The sequence below is a fragment of the Pseudoalteromonas ruthenica genome, from assembly GCF_008808095.1.
Lineage (GTDB): Bacteria > Pseudomonadota > Gammaproteobacteria > Enterobacterales > Alteromonadaceae > Pseudoalteromonas > Pseudoalteromonas ruthenica.
The window spans coordinates 1,469,178-1,485,211 of sequence record NZ_CP023396.1; the positions used below are offsets into that span (position 1 = coordinate 1,469,178).

Here is a 16,034-nt window from a genome sequence, read left to right on the forward strand (position 1 = left end):
CAATCTGCGGGGTAATACCTAGGCTGAGCGGGGGGTGCCTGGGCCCACCCCGCTACAGTGAGCTTAATTTAGTTCAGCTCTTGTCGTAACTCCTTTGCGGCCTCTACCATGTTATAAAGCGCGGCTCGGGTTTCTTGCCATTGTCGCGTTTTCAAACCGCAGTCAGGGTTAACCCATAATCGCTCAACAGGTATTTTCTGTGCAGCTTTGTGAATTAAGGCCTTTATCGACGCAACATCGGGCACATTAGGAGTGTGAATATCATACACACCCGGCCCTATTTCATTGGGGTAATCAAAGTGTTCAAAGGCGTTCAGTAACTCCATATGAGAACGGGACGTTTCAATGGTGATGACATCGGCATCCATATCAGCAATAGCGCCAATAATATCATTGAATTCACTGTAACACATGTGGGTATGAATCTGAGTTTTATCCTCGGCACCGCTTGCAGCCACGCGAAATGCATAAGTCGCCCAATCCAAGTAATCTTGCCAATGACTTGTTTTTAACGGCATGCGCTCACGAAAAGCAGGCTCATCAATTTGAATAATGCCAATGCCCGCATTTTGCAAATCCACAACCTCGTCACGCAGCGCTACCGCGATTTGCTTGGCGATAGTGGGGTTGTCTAAGTCATCACGCACAAAAGACCAAGATAGAATCGTCACTGGCCCAGTTAACATGCCCTTCACTGGTTTTTTTGTAATTGACTGCGCATAGCGGCTCCAATGCACAGTCATTGGTTGCGAACGGGCCACATCACCCCAAATGATCGGTGGCTTCACACAGCGGGAGCCGTAGCTTTGCACCCAGCCAAACTGAGTAAAGGATACGCCCTCAAGCAGTTCACCAAAATACTCGACCATATCGTTACGCTCAGCTTCGCCATGCACCAGTACGTCCAAACCAAGCGCTTGTTGCTCTTCAATGACGTAGCGAATTTCAGCTTCCATTTGCGTGTGATACGCCTGGGAGTCTAAAGTACCATTTTTAAAATCCCGCCGCGCTTGGCGAATAGCTTGGGTCTGCGGAAAAGAGCCGATAGTGGTGGTCGGTAATAGTGGCAGTTGCAAGGCTTGACGCTGGGTCTTCGCCCGCTTAGAAAACGCACTTTGTCGTTGTGCGTCTTGCGCACTGAGCGCCGCAACGCTTTGTTGCACCCTCTTGTTATTCACTCGCGTTGAGCTCTGCCGAGCCTTAACCGCAGCACTGTAGCGATCAATAGCAGTGGTGTCGCTGCTATGCAGTGCATGACGTAACAGTTGCAGCTCTTGACACTTTTGTGTTGCAAAAGCCAACCAGCTTTTTAGTTCACTGTCGAGCTGCTGCTCCTGCTCTAAATCTACCGGAGTGTGAAGCAATGAACATGAAGGGGCTATCCACAACATCTCGCCCCGCTGCTCAGCAATAGGATGTAATTGTGCATGCAACGAGGATAAATCCGCACGCCAAACGTTACGTCCATTAACAACCCCTAAGGACAACACTCGCTCATTGCCTACGGCCTTATCTAAAGTCTGTATATCCACCGTGCTCGCCAGCCAATCAAAATGTACTCCGTCGATGGCGTAATCTTGAATATCATCAAGATGATGGCTGACATCATCAAAGTAAGTGGCCAATAGCAGCTTCACCCCGTGGCCAGATAAACTCGTAAAACTGTCTTTCAAGGCTTGGCGATAAGCATCATCCAATTCCAGGGCGAGAATGGGCTCATCAATTTGCACCCACTGAACCTGTTGCGCCGCAAGTTTGTCCAATATCTGCTGATACACCTCAAGTAACTGAGGCAATAGCGCAAGTTTGTCAAAAGGTTCATCGGCGCATTTGGCTAAATATAAATAGGTCACCGGGCCGATAAGCACGGGCTTTGGTGTATGGCCTAGTTGCTGTGCTTCACTGAGATGGGTAAATAACTCTGAATCAGTCAGCGAAAAGCGCTGCTCGGCGCTGAGCTCGGGCACAATATAATGATAGTTGGTATCGAACCATTTGGTCATTTCACTGGCGGCACAGACACATCCCGAAGGCGCTCGCCCACGAGCAATACGAAATAAGGTATCGAGGGGGTTGCTATCAGAGCTGTGATGACGCGCTGGCACGGCTCCGACCATCACTGTGGTAGCAAGCACATGGTCATACCATGCAAAATCACCAACGGGGAGCAACTCAACACCAGCCTGTGCTTGCAAAGCCCAATTTTGCTTGCGTATCTCAGCCCCTTTTGCTCGCAATGTGGACTGATCGATGGTGCCCGCCCAGTATGCCTCAAGGGCAAACTTAAGCGCCCGCTGCTTGCCGATTCGAGGGAAACCAAGATTATGTATTAATGCCATAACAAAACTCCATTTAGCTATATAGATGGCTAAACACTAGATTCCTCACCCTCACTGTGCAACTGCAGCTTTCTCACCATTAATGTGAATTTTATTCATAGCTAAAAATTATAAGTAAATGCCAAATTAGATGACACCGCTGTCATTTTTATTGCTATAGTGGAATTTATCTATGGTTAGCTTTACGTTTACATTTTATACATCAATTATGGACGTCTAGACTTTGAAATGTCTATTACGATGCAGTAAACTGTATTCACGTTGAGCACCGCTCACAATTTTTATGAGATTTACTAAAGATGATAGATATAAAACACCTCAAGACTATTTCCACCTTGAAAGAGACCGGCTCTTTAGTGAATACCGCACGTGAGCTGTTTTTAACTCAATCTGCACTTTCTCATCAAATCAAAGACTTAGAAAACAAACTCGACTGCCAATTGTTTGAGCGGAAAACCCATCCGGTGCGATTTACTCCACAAGGCATGCTGCTATTAGAACTTGCACATGATGTACTACCAAAAGTTGAAGCGGCGAAATGCCGTTTGAAAGAGAGCTTAAATCAGCCAATTTCGCAATTACGCTTGAGCGTCGAGTGCCACGCCTGTTTTCACTGGTTATTACCGACAATTAAAGAATTTAATAACTTTTGGCCCGACATTCATGTGGACTACGAACGTGGTTTTAGTTACGACGCTATCCCTGAGCTGCTTGAGGGCGATTTAGATCTGGTATTAACCTCGGATATACGTGACCCAGAGCGCCTAGAGTACGTGCATTTATTCGATTTTAAGCTCAAGCTGATCGTTGCCCCCGACCATGAGCTGGCTAATAAAGCCTATGTCACGGCGCTGGATTTAAAAGACGAAACCATCATCTCCTACCCTATTCCTCGCGAGCGCCAAGATATTTTCAAACACTTTATCCAAAATGCGCGTTTTGATGGCACCTTGAAAAGCGTGGATCAAGGCTTGCTTATTTTCCAATTAGTGAGCGCCGGCATGGGTGTTGCTGCGCTACCTGATTGGCTTGTTACCCCCTATGAAGCGCAAGGGTTAATAAAATCTATTCCCCTTGGTGCATTAGGTCTCAATCGCCCCATGTACTTGGCCATGAAAAAAGAAATGAAAGATAACCCTGTCTATCGCCACTTCTTGAATACCTGTAAACAAAATAACACGCGTAAATAGCAAAAGCTGGGGCTGATTGATCAATTGGCCCCATTGCACACAAACGCACTGCTCTGACCATTTCAACTGCCCCTTCACTTTAGTCCCTTAAAAAGAACAACTTAGAAATTAACAGGGACAAAGGTAAAAATAAAGTTAACAAATCAGCTGTTACTCTTGCCTTTTATACACTATAAATCTTGTGTGTTTTTTATACACACCTATCTCGAGTAGGCAGTGTAACTCGAGCCTCAACCGCGCCGTAAAAAAAAGGAGAATTTGTATGGCTATTGGCGACGAACTATCGAGTATTGATTTTAAATCTATGATTGGCGGCCCCCTTGATGCTGTGGTACGTGCTCAAGCGCAATCGGCTCAGACCTCGGTAGATTTTATAAAATCTGTCGGCTTTGACGCTGACAGCAATGAACCCACCATGATCACCTTCAGTTATATGAAGGCCGTAGAAACCCGAGATGGAGATGGTAATGTGACCGGCACAGAGCCGAAGAAATTCGACCTTACCGTACCTATCTTAACCATGTTACCCATTCCATTTATTCGCGTTGAAGAGACCACTATTGCTTTTAACGCAAAGATAAACTCAGTGCAGGAGTCCAGTACTTCCTCCTCTCATGAGCTCAATAGTAAGCTCTCGGTGAAAGCAGGCTGGGGGCCAGTATCAGCTAAACTCAGCGCCAGCTACTCGTACAAGAAGTCGAGCTCAAGCTCATCGAAAATTGAGCGTACCTACAGCCTGTCTGTTAATGTTCGTGCCGTTCAAGACGAGCTTCCAGCGGGAACGGAGAAACTGTTAGGCATTTTAGAGAACTCTATTACTGAAGTGGAATCGGCGGCATAACGCCACATTAACTAACATAGGGGGCAAAGCCTTAGGCTGCGCCCCCTTATCCAACTCACCAAGAGGGAAACGCCATGAGTGAATTAAGTGAGGTGCTAGGATCGCTGATGATAAGCTTAGTGCACGCACGCCGCCTTGCCGACGAAGAAACAGCAGCCGTAGCCGAATATTATAAAGACCACCCCTTACTTGAGGGCATGAGTCTACCTCGGGTGCGCGTCCCTGAGCTGACCATAGATATGCCACTGACCATTAATCAGCACATACCGGCTAAAAATGCCGAATTAGACAGCCCCGCCAATGTTCACAAAGCCTTGATGAGCCACTTTAACCAAGCACTCGATGATGAAGATATTCTCAGTCGTACGAAAAGCTTTCAACACAATTTCGACAGAGAAGCCCGTGCCGCATTGGATAAAGTAACAGAGCGCCAACGTAACGGAGATGTGCGGATCAGCAAAGAGAGTATGGTCAGAGCCGTTGACGAAGCCTTTCAAAAAGCCCTGAAAAAAAGCGGCTCCGATAAAGAAGTACCATTTGAGCGTCTCAGTGCGGTGAATAAGCAGGTGCGTCACAATGTTTCCGCTATCGCCTTAAAATCGCGTTCCACTCCGCCTGCGATAAAAACCAGCGTGGTCAGCTCCGAAGTAAAAGAAACCGCCACACCTCAGAACAGCATTCGTCTTAACATTACCATTCGTGAAGAAGGCTTAGAATGGGCCACAGGCCTTGAGAACGGCCAGACCAAGAACAAACTGATGCCGGAGTAACGGCCATGCAATCCGTTCTCAAAGAAACCATTATCACACAATTAATGTTGTTACCCGCACTCAGTGACAAATACTTGGCGCAGGAGTCCAGCTATGTTGTTGATGCTGCGCAATGGTTGAAAAACACGGAAGTCAAGCTAGCACCTTTGCGCAGCCCTTTAGTCAGTACACTGAGTTCATTACGCGGGCTGATTGAAGCCTGCGACGATGGCTATCAAGATCCATCCGTACAAAGCCATAGTCGCAGTAAACGTAAAGGCAAACGGGCTTTCGTTGCCGCCACCTTGAGTAAAGCAGAGCAGCAACTCAATGAAGAGCTGCAACGCATTGAGCAACACTTTAGTGAAGCCAACGATAAACTCGCGCAGCTGCTTGCCTTGGGGTTTGCTAAGCAGCCGCTGCCCATTCCCGAGACCTTAACAACTCACTATCTTGATAGTATCTGGCAAACATTAGGAGAGCACACAGACACCCAAACCATGTTTTTATATCTGCAGGCACGCTACAGCGCCACCGACCGCCGCTACCTCTTGCAGCAATTGTTGCACAACATGCTGGCGCAGCAATAACCGTGGCTATACTGGATTATCAATATCGATAAAGGTGACATCCAGATGATGCTCACGCGCTAAAAATTCACCTAGGGCTTTGGCGCCATAGCGCTCAGTGGCATGGTGCCCGGCTGCGAAGAAATCCACTCCTTGCTCTCGGGAGCTGTGAATAGTTTGCTCCGAAGCCTCCCCGGTTAGATACGCATCCAGCCCCAGACTCGCCGCCAAATCTATATAGCCTTGCCCGCCGCCGGTGCATAATCCAACAGTTTCAATTACCTCATCGCGTACCACAGAAGCCAGCGGCGTTCGGGATAAGACCTTGGCAATTTTATCAGCAAAAGCCTGCCCAGACAGCGGCGTGCGCAAACGCCCCCACACCGGCACACTACTTGGGCCACTTTCCATGGGCCCTTGAATTTCAATATCCAACAACTGTGCTAGCTGCGCATTGTTGCCTAGCTGGGGATGGATATCCAAAGGCAAATGATACGCAAACAGATTGATACCGGCGCTGAGCAGCGCCTCAATACGGCGCTTTTTCATACCGGTAATGGCTTGTGATTCACCCTTCCAAAAATAGCCATGATGAACAATTAATGCATCAGCTTCGAGGGCCACGGCTTTATCAACCAGTGCCTGACTCGCAGTCACACCCGTGACCACCTTATTGATGTGCGCACGCCCTTCAACCTGCAGCCCATTGGGGCAAAAATCTTTGATTGGCTGTGCCATTAATGTTTGTTCAAGGATCTGTGCGAGCTCTTTACGGTGCATATTACCCCCCTGTTAACCACAAATATTCCCAAATTGTCCCGTGAACACCGGTAAAAATAAAGAAAATTCGGTGTTTAGGCACAAAAAATTGAAAAACTCAGCGCAAATGGGTATAACTATAAACTTGTAATAAAATTAACCTGCGTTAACGACTAGGACCTTTTGATGAGTAAACTAGACAAAACAGAAGTGTTAGCTGCTTTTGAAGCTGCCTATGAAGCAGCCCATGGCAAAAAGCCAGAAATCACCACTAAGCCTGGCTGGTATAGCATTGACGGCGGAAAGAACATGCGCCTTGCCGATGTAGCTGCGCTAACTGAAGAACTCACTTCTGGTAAAACAGAAGAAGTCGCCAAAGCAGAGACCAAAGCACCGGCCAAAGCGAGCAAGAAAACAACGACTAAGAAAGCCGCTCCTAAGGCAAAACCAGCTGAGAAGAAAGCAGCATTCACTGTGGCTAAACCTAATGAAGAAGGTTACACCGCAGAAGAGCTTTGGATTAAGCAACTGGCAGAGAAAGATCACGACTGTCGCCTACCTCGCGGCGTAGTGTAAGCTTTCAATAATAAAGAAAAGCCGCTCAAGAGCGGCTTTTTTTGTGCTCGTTATTCAGCAAGGCCGTCACCATCATAGCGATAATGACCGGTAATAGGATACTGAAAAAGAATATCTGTCACTTGCGGGCCTGCGCCAATATTATGAATAATTAAAGGCTGTCCCAGCTCATTGCGTTGCTCGCTGACAATACCAATATGCGACAAGTTTCCTGGTAGCATCCATGAAACAATATCACCGGGTTCATAATTGTTACCGTCATCACTCACTCTCAGACTCTCTCCGTGACGAGTAAAAAAAGCACGTAAATTTGGCACGCGACGATGGTCAATATTGCTGTCCGGGCGAGTTAACCCCCAAATTCTCTGGGATGGATAGGCATCAAAGTTACGCTCCATATCCTCATGCACCAACTGCTGCAGATCAATGCCTAAGGCTCGATAACTGCGTATCACGACATCCGTACATACACCAATCCCAGCAGGAACATCCCCCCCTGGGTAATCAATAGCAATATAGCGACCATCATAGGTCACGTCCGCTTGAGTCCGCTCGTTAGCGGCACTGACTAACTGCTCACTGAAGCTCGGCTCTGCCGCAACCGGCATGGCTATGATGAGCGCGGCCCCAAAAAGCCAACTCCCTGTACCTCGTTTCCCTGTCATTGTCTCTCCTAAGTGTATGCCATATATCTGCACCCACATCTCATTAAAGGGCTAAGTTATTCATAAATCAGTTTAAGTTGAACACAGCCGGAGAAAAACAACAATCTTTACTTCTTAGGGTTGAAAAACTCCCCATCCATTCCAAGCTCTATAGTAAGGGCCAAGTTTTTGGCTCGCAAAAAAGGAGATTGATATGATTGGTCGTTCTTATGTGGTGGTTGCCAACCACAGTGAAGCACAAATTTTTGCCTTACGTAATCATTCCACCGAGCTTGAGCTGCAAGCCCATTGGTCAAACCCCTTCGCTCGCTCAGACGAGCAAGATATTTATACTGACCGTGCGGGCCGTCAAAGCGCCCCGGCAAAGCAAGTGCAAGGTGTCGATGCCATGAGCCGAAAAGATGCGGTTGATATAGAAGCGCAACGCTTCGCCGCTGACATTGCCAAGTGGCTTGACGACAAACGTAAAAACGACAAAGTATATCGTATCGAACTGATTGCTGAGTCGGGCTTTTTAGGCAAGCTACGCGGTGAGTTCAATAAGCACACCACCGAACTGATAGATAAGACCCTCGCTAAAGATGTGATTGGCGCTAATGAGGGACAAATTCTAGACTACCTTAAGAAAGTTCATTAATGATTCGTTAGGCGGCGTAGCCGCCTTTTTTGAGGAGAGATGATGACATACGCATTTCGAGCTTGGGTAAGTGGCAAAGTTCAGGGCGTGTATTTCCGTGCTAACACTGCCCGCCAAGCACAGGCTCTCAATATTGCTGGTTACGCCAAAAATCTTGATGATGGTCGCGTTGAAGTCCACGCAGAGGGGGATAAGGCAGCATTAACTTCCTTACTTACTTGGTTAGAGCAGGGCCCGCAAACGGCTCACGTTGAGCAGCTCAACCACAAGGAGGTTGATGTACAGGGTTATAGTGAGTTTACCACCGCTTAGGGCTCACTGAGCACTTCTACCTCTACGGCAATCACGCCGGCAGACAAATTGCTGATGTGCGTAAATGCACGACGGCTCAAGTCTATGATGCGCCCTGAAACAAACGGGCCTCTGTCATTTATCCGTACTACAACTGAGCGCCCATTATTGATATTGGTGACTTTTACTTTGCTACCGAAAGGAAGGTTACGGTGGGCTGCACTCAGAGCTGTTTGCTCAAAACGCTCGCCGCTAGCGGTAGTGCGCCCATGGTACTTATCATGATAATAAGACGCGAGACCCTGCTGCACAGCTCCTTTTTCAGCGGGCAAGTGATTGGCGCAGCCTGATAAAACAACTAATAACACCACGGCAATGGCACTTCTGAACATACTGCTCTCTCCTTGCTACGAAACGCTCAGTGTAATAGTCAAAACGTGAACTAAGCATGTATCGCCAGCAAACTGAGCGCACTGGTGATATTCCTCAGGTACTGTTAAATGAAACTCGATACGCAATGACCCCGACTTACTTAGGCTGTCGCAACGCAACGATCAAATATAGAGACAAGACCAACTTAATAAAACGAGAATAAAATAGCTAACAATTTAAATATCCACCCTCATAAACTCATGATAATATTCATCGCGGTTTATATTTTTATAAGGATATATTTTATGGATATTATCGTGGGACAACTGGTGCAAAAGAAAAAAACCCAGTTAACTAAGCTGGCCGAACGTGCCATAGGCCGTGAATTTAAAGACCAAGCCGCATTAGCGATACAGATGACACAGTGCAGCGCTGCTGTTTATCGTCGTTTGCAACGCACCTACAAATCCACTATTACACCTAAAGATCAAAAGCGCGTAAAAGCCGGAGGCTTAAGTACGCAATCAGTGACCTTCTCCGCCAGTAATAACAGTCAGAAAGCTTTTAACACCTTATTGCCAGCTATGCGCGGCGGCAGCTCAGCACCTGGCAATGCTCCAAAAACCTCCGACGATGTTGCCGTAGCGAGCCACCAACCGCAAGCCACTAACCTGCTCGCGTTATTACACCCTATTCTCAGTGACGACATTACCAAAGCAGGACACGGTGTTGAAAAAGCGGCGACTATTTTGGGTCTAGTGACCACCACCGCTGGCTTTGTTGTGCCAGGTGGAGGCGTTGCTTCATCCATCGTCACTTGGCTTGGCAGCGGTGCGACCTACTCTGCTTACTCGGTATCACGAATTCGCCCTGATGCCCCAGATCGCGCCTACTATCAACTAACCAACTACATTGCTTGTCTCGCCGCATGGAACAAAAAAGCCTGTGAGCTTATTGATATTGCCGACGCTAAAGGACAATGGACGTTCCGTGATATTGAAAGAGGCTTTGCATCATAACAGCACCAAAAAATCTCAACTTCGACTCATTTATAATAGCTATTACTTGGGTTGTATTGTGGGTTAAATAATTAAAGGCTCCAGTATTGTTAATTTAAAAACAAACTCTCGCTTTAAATAAATAATACATGTCTTTTGTTAGCAAAAGGATAACAACCAAGTCCTATACTCTAGGCTGATGTTATCCTTTTCCCTTTATTATGACCCCTTACCTTTGTATCGGCTGCCACTGCATTACAGCATTGAAATCACTGCAATTGTGCACAGCGTCACCGGCATCGGCTATGAACACTTGCTGCACCGCCGATACGCCATAGCGCAAATACTCAGAGCATTGTGCACTTTGGCCATTGCCCACCACCACTTGTACGCCGGGTTTAAGCTCACAGCGTACTAACTTATCTAGCGGCGACCATTGGTAGCAAATTTCATAGTTGGCGCGGTATTCGCTGACCGTGCCACTGGGTTTTGCCCAAGCCCACCAGCTCCCGAAGCGGCTATTTGGGTTCGTGCTGTTATACGCGCGATACAAAATCACTGTCGCAGGCTGTGTGCTTTCATACACCTGACCTTGGCAGAGCTTTCCTTGTTGTGGCTCACCCAGCGCCGATTGCAGCAGTTCGGGGTTGTCGACCGCGCGAAACTGGCCTTGCCACTGCGCTGGCAGTGCAGTGCTACCAACACACGCCTTGGTGAGTACATTAACATCATCTGAGCGGGGCTGTTGCGCGCAGCCACCAATGAGCAGCAAGATAGCTGTGATAGTGAAGCGTTTCATCTTGGCTTGTCCTTCCCTGTGGGTTCTGTTTGCAGTGTAGTTAATACAGAGACAACTCTCCAGTCACTTTGTAGCCCACAGCACTTAATGCTTATCTGCAGCGAAGCGATACCCACAAAAAAGCCCGTCGATGACGGGCTCAAGTAGCATTGCTGCGACAGGGCTTATTCGAAGTGTAGCGGAGCGCGTGCCGGCTCGCCGACTTCGTTCATGGTTGCAGCATCAAACAAACGTCCATTGATCATGGTGTAACGTACCTTATCGCTTTGACGAATATCACTTAGAATGTCGCCATCAATGACGATGAGATCCGCTAACTTGCCTGCTTCTAGCGAGCCCAGGTTATTTTCTAGACCTAAGGTTTTCGCCGGATCTATGGTGGCTGTGCGGATCACCTCTAACGGACTCATGCCGCCTTGTGCAAACATCCACATTTCCCAATGCGCCGCTAAGCCTTCACGTTGACCATGCGCGCCAACATTCACCAGCACCCCTTGGTCTTGCAACTGTGCTGCAACCCGCGCATTGTTAAAGTGATTGTAGTGGTGATCGGGCGCCTTGGTACGGCGCATCGCTCTCGGGAGCAACTGATTCTTGGGCACAAATTTACTTAACCGTGGATGATTCCACACATCGGTTTTATCGTACCAGTAGTTCTCCCCCCAGATACCGCCATAAGCCACGCCCAACGTAGGGGTGTAGGCAACATCACTTTGCGACCATAACTGGCGAATATCATCATAAATATTGGCAACCGGAATGGAGTGCTCAATCGTGGTGTGGCCATCAACCACCATGGTCAGATTATGCTGCAACAGAGAACCCCCTTCAGGGACAACCATCATACCAAGCTCTCGACCGGCGGCAATCACTTGTTGGCGCTGATCGCGACGCGGTTGGTTGTACGACTTCACACTAAACGCACCGACTTTCTGCAGGCGCTGAAGGTGGAATTTCGCATCATCAAGGGAGTCAACATGGGAGGTATACCCCGGCATGTTTGCTCCGTATAGAATGGTCCCTGTGGAGAAAATACGTGGTGCAACGATTTTACCGGCCTTTTGCATCTCACTGGCAGCGAAAATTTCCGTGGTATCGTTGCTGGGGTCGTGAATCGTGGTGACTCCCAGGGATAAACCGGCTAGGTTTTTCCAGTTTTGCTCAGGAATAATTTCGTCACTGCCTTGAGCGCCATGCGCGTGCGCATCGATGATCCCCGGCATAATGGTTTTACCGCTGACATCAATCACTTCAGCATCTTGTGGAATCTCTACCTGGTCTTGACTGCCAACCGCTTTGATGTGCTTACCATCGGTCAGCACCACGCCATTATCAATGACTTTATCGCCCTGCATGGTGATCACTTTTGCTCCCACCAGCGCTATCATGCCCTGTGGCTCTGCCATGGTTTGTTTAAAACCAATATTATCGCCACTGTCTACTTTAAAGTCGGCGTTCTCATCGCTTTGAATATTAAAAATACCCGCCAGTGAGGCATGATAAAGCTCGGGCCCTAAACTCCAGTAAAGCCTATCACTTGCACCACTCCAACTGATATTTTCACCAGCACGCACAGATAACGGCTCTATTGGGAACTGGCTGTCTTTAGGGCCGATATTAATGGTTTTGCCACGTTCAACAAAAGGCGTCACGAACACTTTAAAACGCTCAGCAAACGCCAAGTATTCCCCGTTTGGTGAAATACGAAACTCAGTGGCATGCTCAGATTCATACAGTTTGCGGATTTTTTTACTTTCCAGCTCAACCACACTTAAGGTCGGTTTTGGCCACGGGCTCATCACATAGATACGGTCATTGGCTTTGCCAAACTGTGGCTGATAGCCATGCTCAGTAATAAGCTCTGGCTGCTCATCACCATCGCTATCCACTGCGTAGATGCCTGCTTTCAACGACCACTGCGGGGCAAGTAAACTGCTTCCCGAAGATTTTCTAAATACCACGGTTTCTCCGTCGGGGCTGAACGCCGGCTCGACATATTTACCCGGCTGAGAGGTCAGCGTATCACCACGACCTGAGCGCGCCGAGACCACGCGAACACTGCCTTGTTTTTTGTCATCCCAAGTGACGTAGGCAATCTTTTTACCGTCGCGAGAAAAGGTCGGGAAGAATTCAAAATGATCGTCTTGGCGTGTTAGGCGCTGCACTTTACCTGATTCAAGGTCGCGCTTGTAAATATGACCCATGGCTTCAAAAATGGCGGTTTCACCATCGGGTGATACCTGCACATTGCGCAGCATTTTTACGTCAAATTCTGAGGAGTCTAACTGTTGGGTTACACGCACCGCTTTTTGGATGGATTTACTGGTGTTTACTGCAAAAGCGATTTCTGAACTCTCGCCACTTTGCACGTCAAGTTTGTGGATTTTCCCCCCGGCCCAAAACACCAATGACTCGTTGTCAGGTGTCCAAGCCATGCTAGGATACACCCCGTGAATTGCCCAAGTCTCTTGCATATCACGCTCAAGCTTATCGTACAGCTTGGTTTCTTTACCCGACTCTAAATCATATAAATACAGGGTGCTTTGGAAATCATCACGCTTGATGTAGGCCAACGTTTTGCCATCGGGAGAAGGCGTGGGCCGAATTGCACCACCGGGGCCGCTTAAAATGGTTTCTATCTCACCTGTTTCGCGGTCATAGCGCTTAATTTTGTAGATGCCCTGTACCGAGTCTTTGGAGTAGTGGAAGGTTTTACCTGGGGTGGCATCCTGTGAGAAATATACATAGCGGCCATCCGGTGAGAATGCGGGTTCGCCTAAGTCTTTCTGATCATTGGGGCGCTCTGTTAGCTGCACGCCCGAGCCACCGGCTTTGTGATACATCCATACTTCCCCGGCACCCAATGAACGGCTTGCAGTAAAGTGCTTACGGGCAACAATAAAGTCGCCATCGGGGCTCCATGCTGGGCTATTAAGCAAGCGAAATGACTCCTTGGTCACCTGCGTTTGTTCCGAGCCATCGATGTTCATAATCCAGATATTGTCACCGCCGCCTTGATCTGAGGTAAACGCAATATGCTTGCCATCTGGGCTAAAGCGAGGCTGCATTTGCCAGCCAATATCCGAGGTCAACTGTGTCGCCTCTCCGCCGCTTATCGGCATGGTGTAAATATCACCAAGCAAATCAAATACTAAGGTCTGCCCATCGGGGCTGATATCGACATTCATCCAGGTACCTTGAGTGACGTTGATGTTGGCATCAACAAATTCACCCTGAGGCTTATCTACTTGCCATTGTTGTTTTTCTTCTTGCTCGGCGCTGACCGGTAAAGCCAGCGAAACCGCCAGTGCTAAAGCACTGTATAGTGGAGTCTTCATTTGTGGGTCTCTTATTCTATTTATTTATTATCATTACCTACTAAAACAAAAACCGTATAAAAGTGGAAGTAACATGGGTTTAATAAGCAAAAATGGGGGATGGAATAGCAAGTCTGCGAGTATCGTTGTTATGTGAGCAAGATTGCAAGCTATGGCAATGTCGTTGACCAACCTGAGGCTAAAGTAAAAGGTAGCAAGCCAACAGCGCAGACCCTCTGGCCTGCCGCTGTTAGCATGATTAGCGAGACTTAGAAGTCAAACTTCACAGCAAGGCTAACCACATCCACACCATCAAACTGTTCGTACGACAGCTCAGCTAGCATAGCGTTGCTGAAGTTATACCCAACTCCGCCACCTAAGCCAAATTCCCATTCGTCTTCAGAGGCAGACTCGCCGTAAGCCGATGCTTTAACCTCTAGGTTAGCGTATGAAGGAGCGCCGTAGATATACAGGCCGCTCTCAAGGTCATATTGACCACGAAGTGACAGAGCCGTAAAGCTCTCTACTTCAATTTTAGCTCCGTATAATTCGTCATCACCAACACCTGTACCCAAACGTAACTCAGGTACAAGGTAAAAGTTGTCACCTGTTTTAAATTTGTAGCCTAAAGAACCAACCAAAGCGTTAAGGCTGATGCTGTCACCACCTTCACTGTCAGAAAGATTTACATAGCCTACACCCGCTTGCCAATTAGCCTGAGAAGCGAATGAAGTACCGGCTAAAACCAGTGCTAGCAGTGTTTTTTTCATCATGTTATTTCCCTTTATTTAATTATTAGCATTGCCGGGGGAGAACAAATCTTCAGCGTATACCCGCATCTTTTAACTGCTGGCATAACAGCTGTCGGGAGAGCGCAGAGTCAGTGCATAGAAAGGCTAATCGCATCCCAACGACAAATTCCATCCCTAGAAGTAACCCTGTAGTGATAGCTAGTTAACTAACACCTTTGTCACTTCGATGCGGATGTTAACAAAAAACAACATTAGCTACCTAGAGTTAAGCTTGATCTTTTTTCTGACCATTTAAGTAATAAGTTGCCTTGGAACGCTTACACTTTTAGTGCCTTTGCCAGTCACTGGGGTCGAATTGGTAATAATCTTTGAGGATATAAAATAGCTCAGCATCAAACTGCCGCATCGCCATGGGTTTTTCGATAAAAGTTTCGGTGGCCACAGCAAAAAACTCAGCCTCATTGGTGGCCCCGTAGCTGTGCATTACATGGGGCATATTGTAAGCAACATGGCTTTTTAACTTGGTAAAAGCGCGCGAGAACACCTCGCCCCAGCGTTGATACGCGGCCTTATTTGCTAGCTGCGGCGTACCATTGGTGCTGCCTGTTACCTGATCTAACTGGTGTGCAAATTCGTGAAACACCAAGTTATGGCCATCTTCCGGGAGGCGATTGCCCTCGAGCACATCGTGCCAGCTGAGCACCAAGGTGCCACCGGGCCATGACTCGCCTTCACGCACCACTTGATGATAGCTCACCAAACCGGCGACATCACGCTGGGTGACATTGGCGTAATAAGCACTGGGATAGAGCAAGATTTCTTTAACATTAGGGTACAAAGGCCAAGGTTTATTGAGCACCAACAGGCAGGCATCGGCGGCCACCACCAGTCTCATCGCCTCATTAACCTCTAAACCATCGCGACCGAGAAAACGCTTTTCGCCCAAAAACCAACAGATATGACGCTCAAGCTTGGCTCTATCGGCATCGGTCATGGCGTTATAAATGGGCATAGCCCGCTGCAAAAAAATCTGCTGCTCCTGGCTGAGTCCGGCATCATGGTATTGTCGCTGCCAGCGCTTGAGGCGGACATGGTCCCATTGCCAATACGCTACCACAAACACAATTAGCAAAATCAACAGTATCAGGTTTAACATCGGGTAATTCCTTGGCGCTATTAC

At 47.8% G+C, this 16,034-nt stretch carries 16 protein-coding genes; 8 read left to right on the top strand and 8 right to left on the bottom strand.

The features are described from left to right. Nucleotides 1–68 precede the first annotated feature (68 nt). Entirely contained in the window at nucleotides 69–2,339 is a 2,271-nt protein-coding gene (gene metE / locus PRUTH_RS06960) for a 5-methyltetrahydropteroyltriglutamate--homocysteine S-methyltransferase (RefSeq protein WP_151172923.1), read from the bottom strand. A 299-nt stretch (nucleotides 2,340–2,638) separates the two neighbouring features. Between metE and PRUTH_RS06965 the strand changes: the two genes are divergently transcribed. The 4 genes from PRUTH_RS06965 (at nucleotide 2,639) to PRUTH_RS06980 (ending at nucleotide 5,709) form a co-directional block, all read left to right on the top strand. Continuing rightward, on the top strand, nucleotides 2,639–3,529 hold the full coding sequence (locus PRUTH_RS06965) for a LysR family transcriptional regulator (RefSeq protein WP_045978077.1): 891 nt from the start codon (nucleotides 2,639–2,641) through the stop codon (nucleotides 3,527–3,529). Nucleotides 3,530–3,791: 262 nt separating this feature from the next. Next, nucleotides 3,792–4,370, top strand: coding sequence for a DUF2589 domain-containing protein (locus PRUTH_RS06970; RefSeq protein ID WP_022945880.1), 579 nt, complete (start codon nucleotides 3,792–3,794; stop codon nucleotides 4,368–4,370). 74 nt (nucleotides 4,371–4,444) lie between these two features. Next, complete coding sequence (locus PRUTH_RS06975) at nucleotides 4,445–5,140, top strand: hypothetical protein (protein ID WP_022945879.1); 696 nt, start codon at nucleotides 4,445–4,447, stop codon at nucleotides 5,138–5,140. Between the two features lie 5 nt (nucleotides 5,141–5,145). Then, complete coding sequence (locus PRUTH_RS06980) at nucleotides 5,146–5,709, top strand: hypothetical protein (RefSeq protein ID WP_053911569.1); 564 nt, start codon at nucleotides 5,146–5,148, stop codon at nucleotides 5,707–5,709. Nucleotides 5,710–5,715: 6 nt separating this feature from the next. Here the strand turns inward: PRUTH_RS06980 and PRUTH_RS06985 are convergent, their stop codons facing one another. Beyond that, a complete protein-coding gene (locus PRUTH_RS06985) occupies nucleotides 5,716–6,468 on the bottom strand; it encodes a Nif3-like dinuclear metal center hexameric protein (protein WP_151172924.1) in 753 nt (250 codons plus the stop codon). Nucleotides 6,469–6,633: 165 nt separating this feature from the next. Between PRUTH_RS06985 and PRUTH_RS06990 the strand changes: the two genes are divergently transcribed. Beyond that, entirely contained in the window at nucleotides 6,634–7,023 is a 390-nt protein-coding gene (locus PRUTH_RS06990) for a hypothetical protein (RefSeq protein WP_022945876.1), read from the top strand. 50 nt (nucleotides 7,024–7,073) lie between these two features. Here the strand turns inward: PRUTH_RS06990 and PRUTH_RS06995 are convergent, their stop codons facing one another. After that, nucleotides 7,074–7,631 (bottom strand): DUF1287 domain-containing protein, encoded by a 558-nt coding sequence (locus PRUTH_RS06995; RefSeq protein WP_151173715.1) that lies wholly within the window; start codon nucleotides 7,629–7,631, stop codon nucleotides 7,074–7,076. 250 nt (nucleotides 7,632–7,881) lie between these two features. Between PRUTH_RS06995 and PRUTH_RS07000 the strand changes: the two genes are divergently transcribed. Further along, nucleotides 7,882–8,325, top strand: a complete 444-nt coding sequence (locus PRUTH_RS07000; protein WP_022945874.1) for a host attachment family protein — start codon at nucleotides 7,882–7,884, stop codon at nucleotides 8,323–8,325. A gap of 39 nt (nucleotides 8,326–8,364) precedes the next feature. After that, nucleotides 8,365–8,637, top strand: a complete 273-nt coding sequence (locus tag PRUTH_RS07005; protein ID WP_026111250.1) for an acylphosphatase — start codon at nucleotides 8,365–8,367, stop codon at nucleotides 8,635–8,637. Here PRUTH_RS07005 and PRUTH_RS07010 read toward each other — a convergent pair. After that, nucleotides 8,634–9,008, bottom strand: coding sequence for a septal ring lytic transglycosylase RlpA family protein (locus PRUTH_RS07010; protein WP_045978081.1), 375 nt, complete (start codon nucleotides 9,006–9,008; stop codon nucleotides 8,634–8,636). The two genes, PRUTH_RS07005 and PRUTH_RS07010, sit on opposite strands and share 4 nt — an antisense overlap. Before the next feature lie 285 nt (nucleotides 9,009–9,293). Here PRUTH_RS07010 and PRUTH_RS07015 point away from each other — a divergent pair, with 285 nt between their 5' ends. Beyond that, complete coding sequence (locus PRUTH_RS07015) at nucleotides 9,294–10,007, top strand: hypothetical protein (RefSeq protein ID WP_151172925.1); 714 nt, start codon at nucleotides 9,294–9,296, stop codon at nucleotides 10,005–10,007. Between the two features lie 208 nt (nucleotides 10,008–10,215). Here PRUTH_RS07015 and PRUTH_RS07020 read toward each other — a convergent pair whose 3' ends face one another. The 4 genes from PRUTH_RS07020 to PRUTH_RS07035 form a co-directional block, all read right to left on the bottom strand. Further along, on the bottom strand, nucleotides 10,216–10,785 hold the full coding sequence (locus PRUTH_RS07020) for a hypothetical protein (protein ID WP_151172926.1): 570 nt from the start codon (nucleotides 10,783–10,785) through the stop codon (nucleotides 10,216–10,218). A 164-nt stretch (nucleotides 10,786–10,949) separates the two neighbouring features. Continuing rightward, complete coding sequence (locus PRUTH_RS07025) at nucleotides 10,950–14,123, bottom strand: amidohydrolase family protein (protein WP_151172927.1); 3,174 nt, start codon at nucleotides 14,121–14,123, stop codon at nucleotides 10,950–10,952. A 248-nt stretch (nucleotides 14,124–14,371) separates the two neighbouring features. Next, nucleotides 14,372–14,875, bottom strand: coding sequence for an outer membrane protein (locus PRUTH_RS07030; protein WP_045978085.1), 504 nt, complete (start codon nucleotides 14,873–14,875; stop codon nucleotides 14,372–14,374). Between the two features lie 304 nt (nucleotides 14,876–15,179). Then, entirely contained in the window at nucleotides 15,180–16,010 is an 831-nt protein-coding gene (locus PRUTH_RS07035) for a M90 family metallopeptidase (RefSeq protein WP_151172928.1), read from the bottom strand. Between the last annotated feature and the right edge of the window lie 24 nt (nucleotides 16,011–16,034).

Excerpts from the sequence above, each read along its gene's own strand:
- PRUTH_RS06990 (WP_022945876.1), top strand. The coding sequence starts at position 6,634 with ATGAGTAAACTAGACAAAACAGAAGTGTTAGCTGCTTTTGAAGCTGCC.
- PRUTH_RS06985 (WP_151172924.1), bottom strand. The coding sequence starts at position 6,468 with ATGCACCGTAAAGAGCTCGCACAGATCCTTGAACAAACATTAATGGCA.
- PRUTH_RS07025 (WP_151172927.1), bottom strand. The coding sequence starts at position 14,123 with ATGAAGACTCCACTATACAGTGCTTTAGCACTGGCGGTTTCGCTGGCT.
- PRUTH_RS06965 (WP_045978077.1), top strand. The coding sequence starts at position 2,639 with ATGATAGATATAAAACACCTCAAGACTATTTCCACCTTGAAAGAGACC.
- PRUTH_RS06970 (WP_022945880.1), top strand. The coding sequence starts at position 3,792 with ATGGCTATTGGCGACGAACTATCGAGTATTGATTTTAAATCTATGATT.
- PRUTH_RS06975 (WP_022945879.1), top strand. The coding sequence starts at position 4,445 with ATGAGTGAATTAAGTGAGGTGCTAGGATCGCTGATGATAAGCTTAGTG.
- PRUTH_RS07035 (WP_151172928.1), bottom strand. The coding sequence starts at position 16,010 with ATGTTAAACCTGATACTGTTGATTTTGCTAATTGTGTTTGTGGTAGCG.
- PRUTH_RS07000 (WP_022945874.1), top strand. The coding sequence starts at position 7,882 with ATGATTGGTCGTTCTTATGTGGTGGTTGCCAACCACAGTGAAGCACAA.
- PRUTH_RS07005 (WP_026111250.1), top strand. The coding sequence starts at position 8,365 with ATGATGACATACGCATTTCGAGCTTGGGTAAGTGGCAAAGTTCAGGGC.
- PRUTH_RS07030 (WP_045978085.1), bottom strand. The coding sequence starts at position 14,875 with ATGATGAAAAAAACACTGCTAGCACTGGTTTTAGCCGGTACTTCATTC.
- PRUTH_RS07015 (WP_151172925.1), top strand. The coding sequence starts at position 9,294 with ATGGATATTATCGTGGGACAACTGGTGCAAAAGAAAAAAACCCAGTTA.
- metE (WP_151172923.1), bottom strand. The coding sequence starts at position 2,339 with ATGGCATTAATACATAATCTTGGTTTCCCTCGAATCGGCAAGCAGCGG.
- PRUTH_RS07010 (WP_045978081.1), bottom strand. The coding sequence starts at position 9,008 with ATGTTCAGAAGTGCCATTGCCGTGGTGTTATTAGTTGTTTTATCAGGC.
- PRUTH_RS06995 (WP_151173715.1), bottom strand. The coding sequence starts at position 7,631 with ATGCCGGTTGCGGCAGAGCCGAGCTTCAGTGAGCAGTTAGTCAGTGCC.
- PRUTH_RS07020 (WP_151172926.1), bottom strand. The coding sequence starts at position 10,785 with ATGAAACGCTTCACTATCACAGCTATCTTGCTGCTCATTGGTGGCTGC.
- PRUTH_RS06980 (WP_053911569.1), top strand. The coding sequence starts at position 5,146 with ATGCAATCCGTTCTCAAAGAAACCATTATCACACAATTAATGTTGTTA.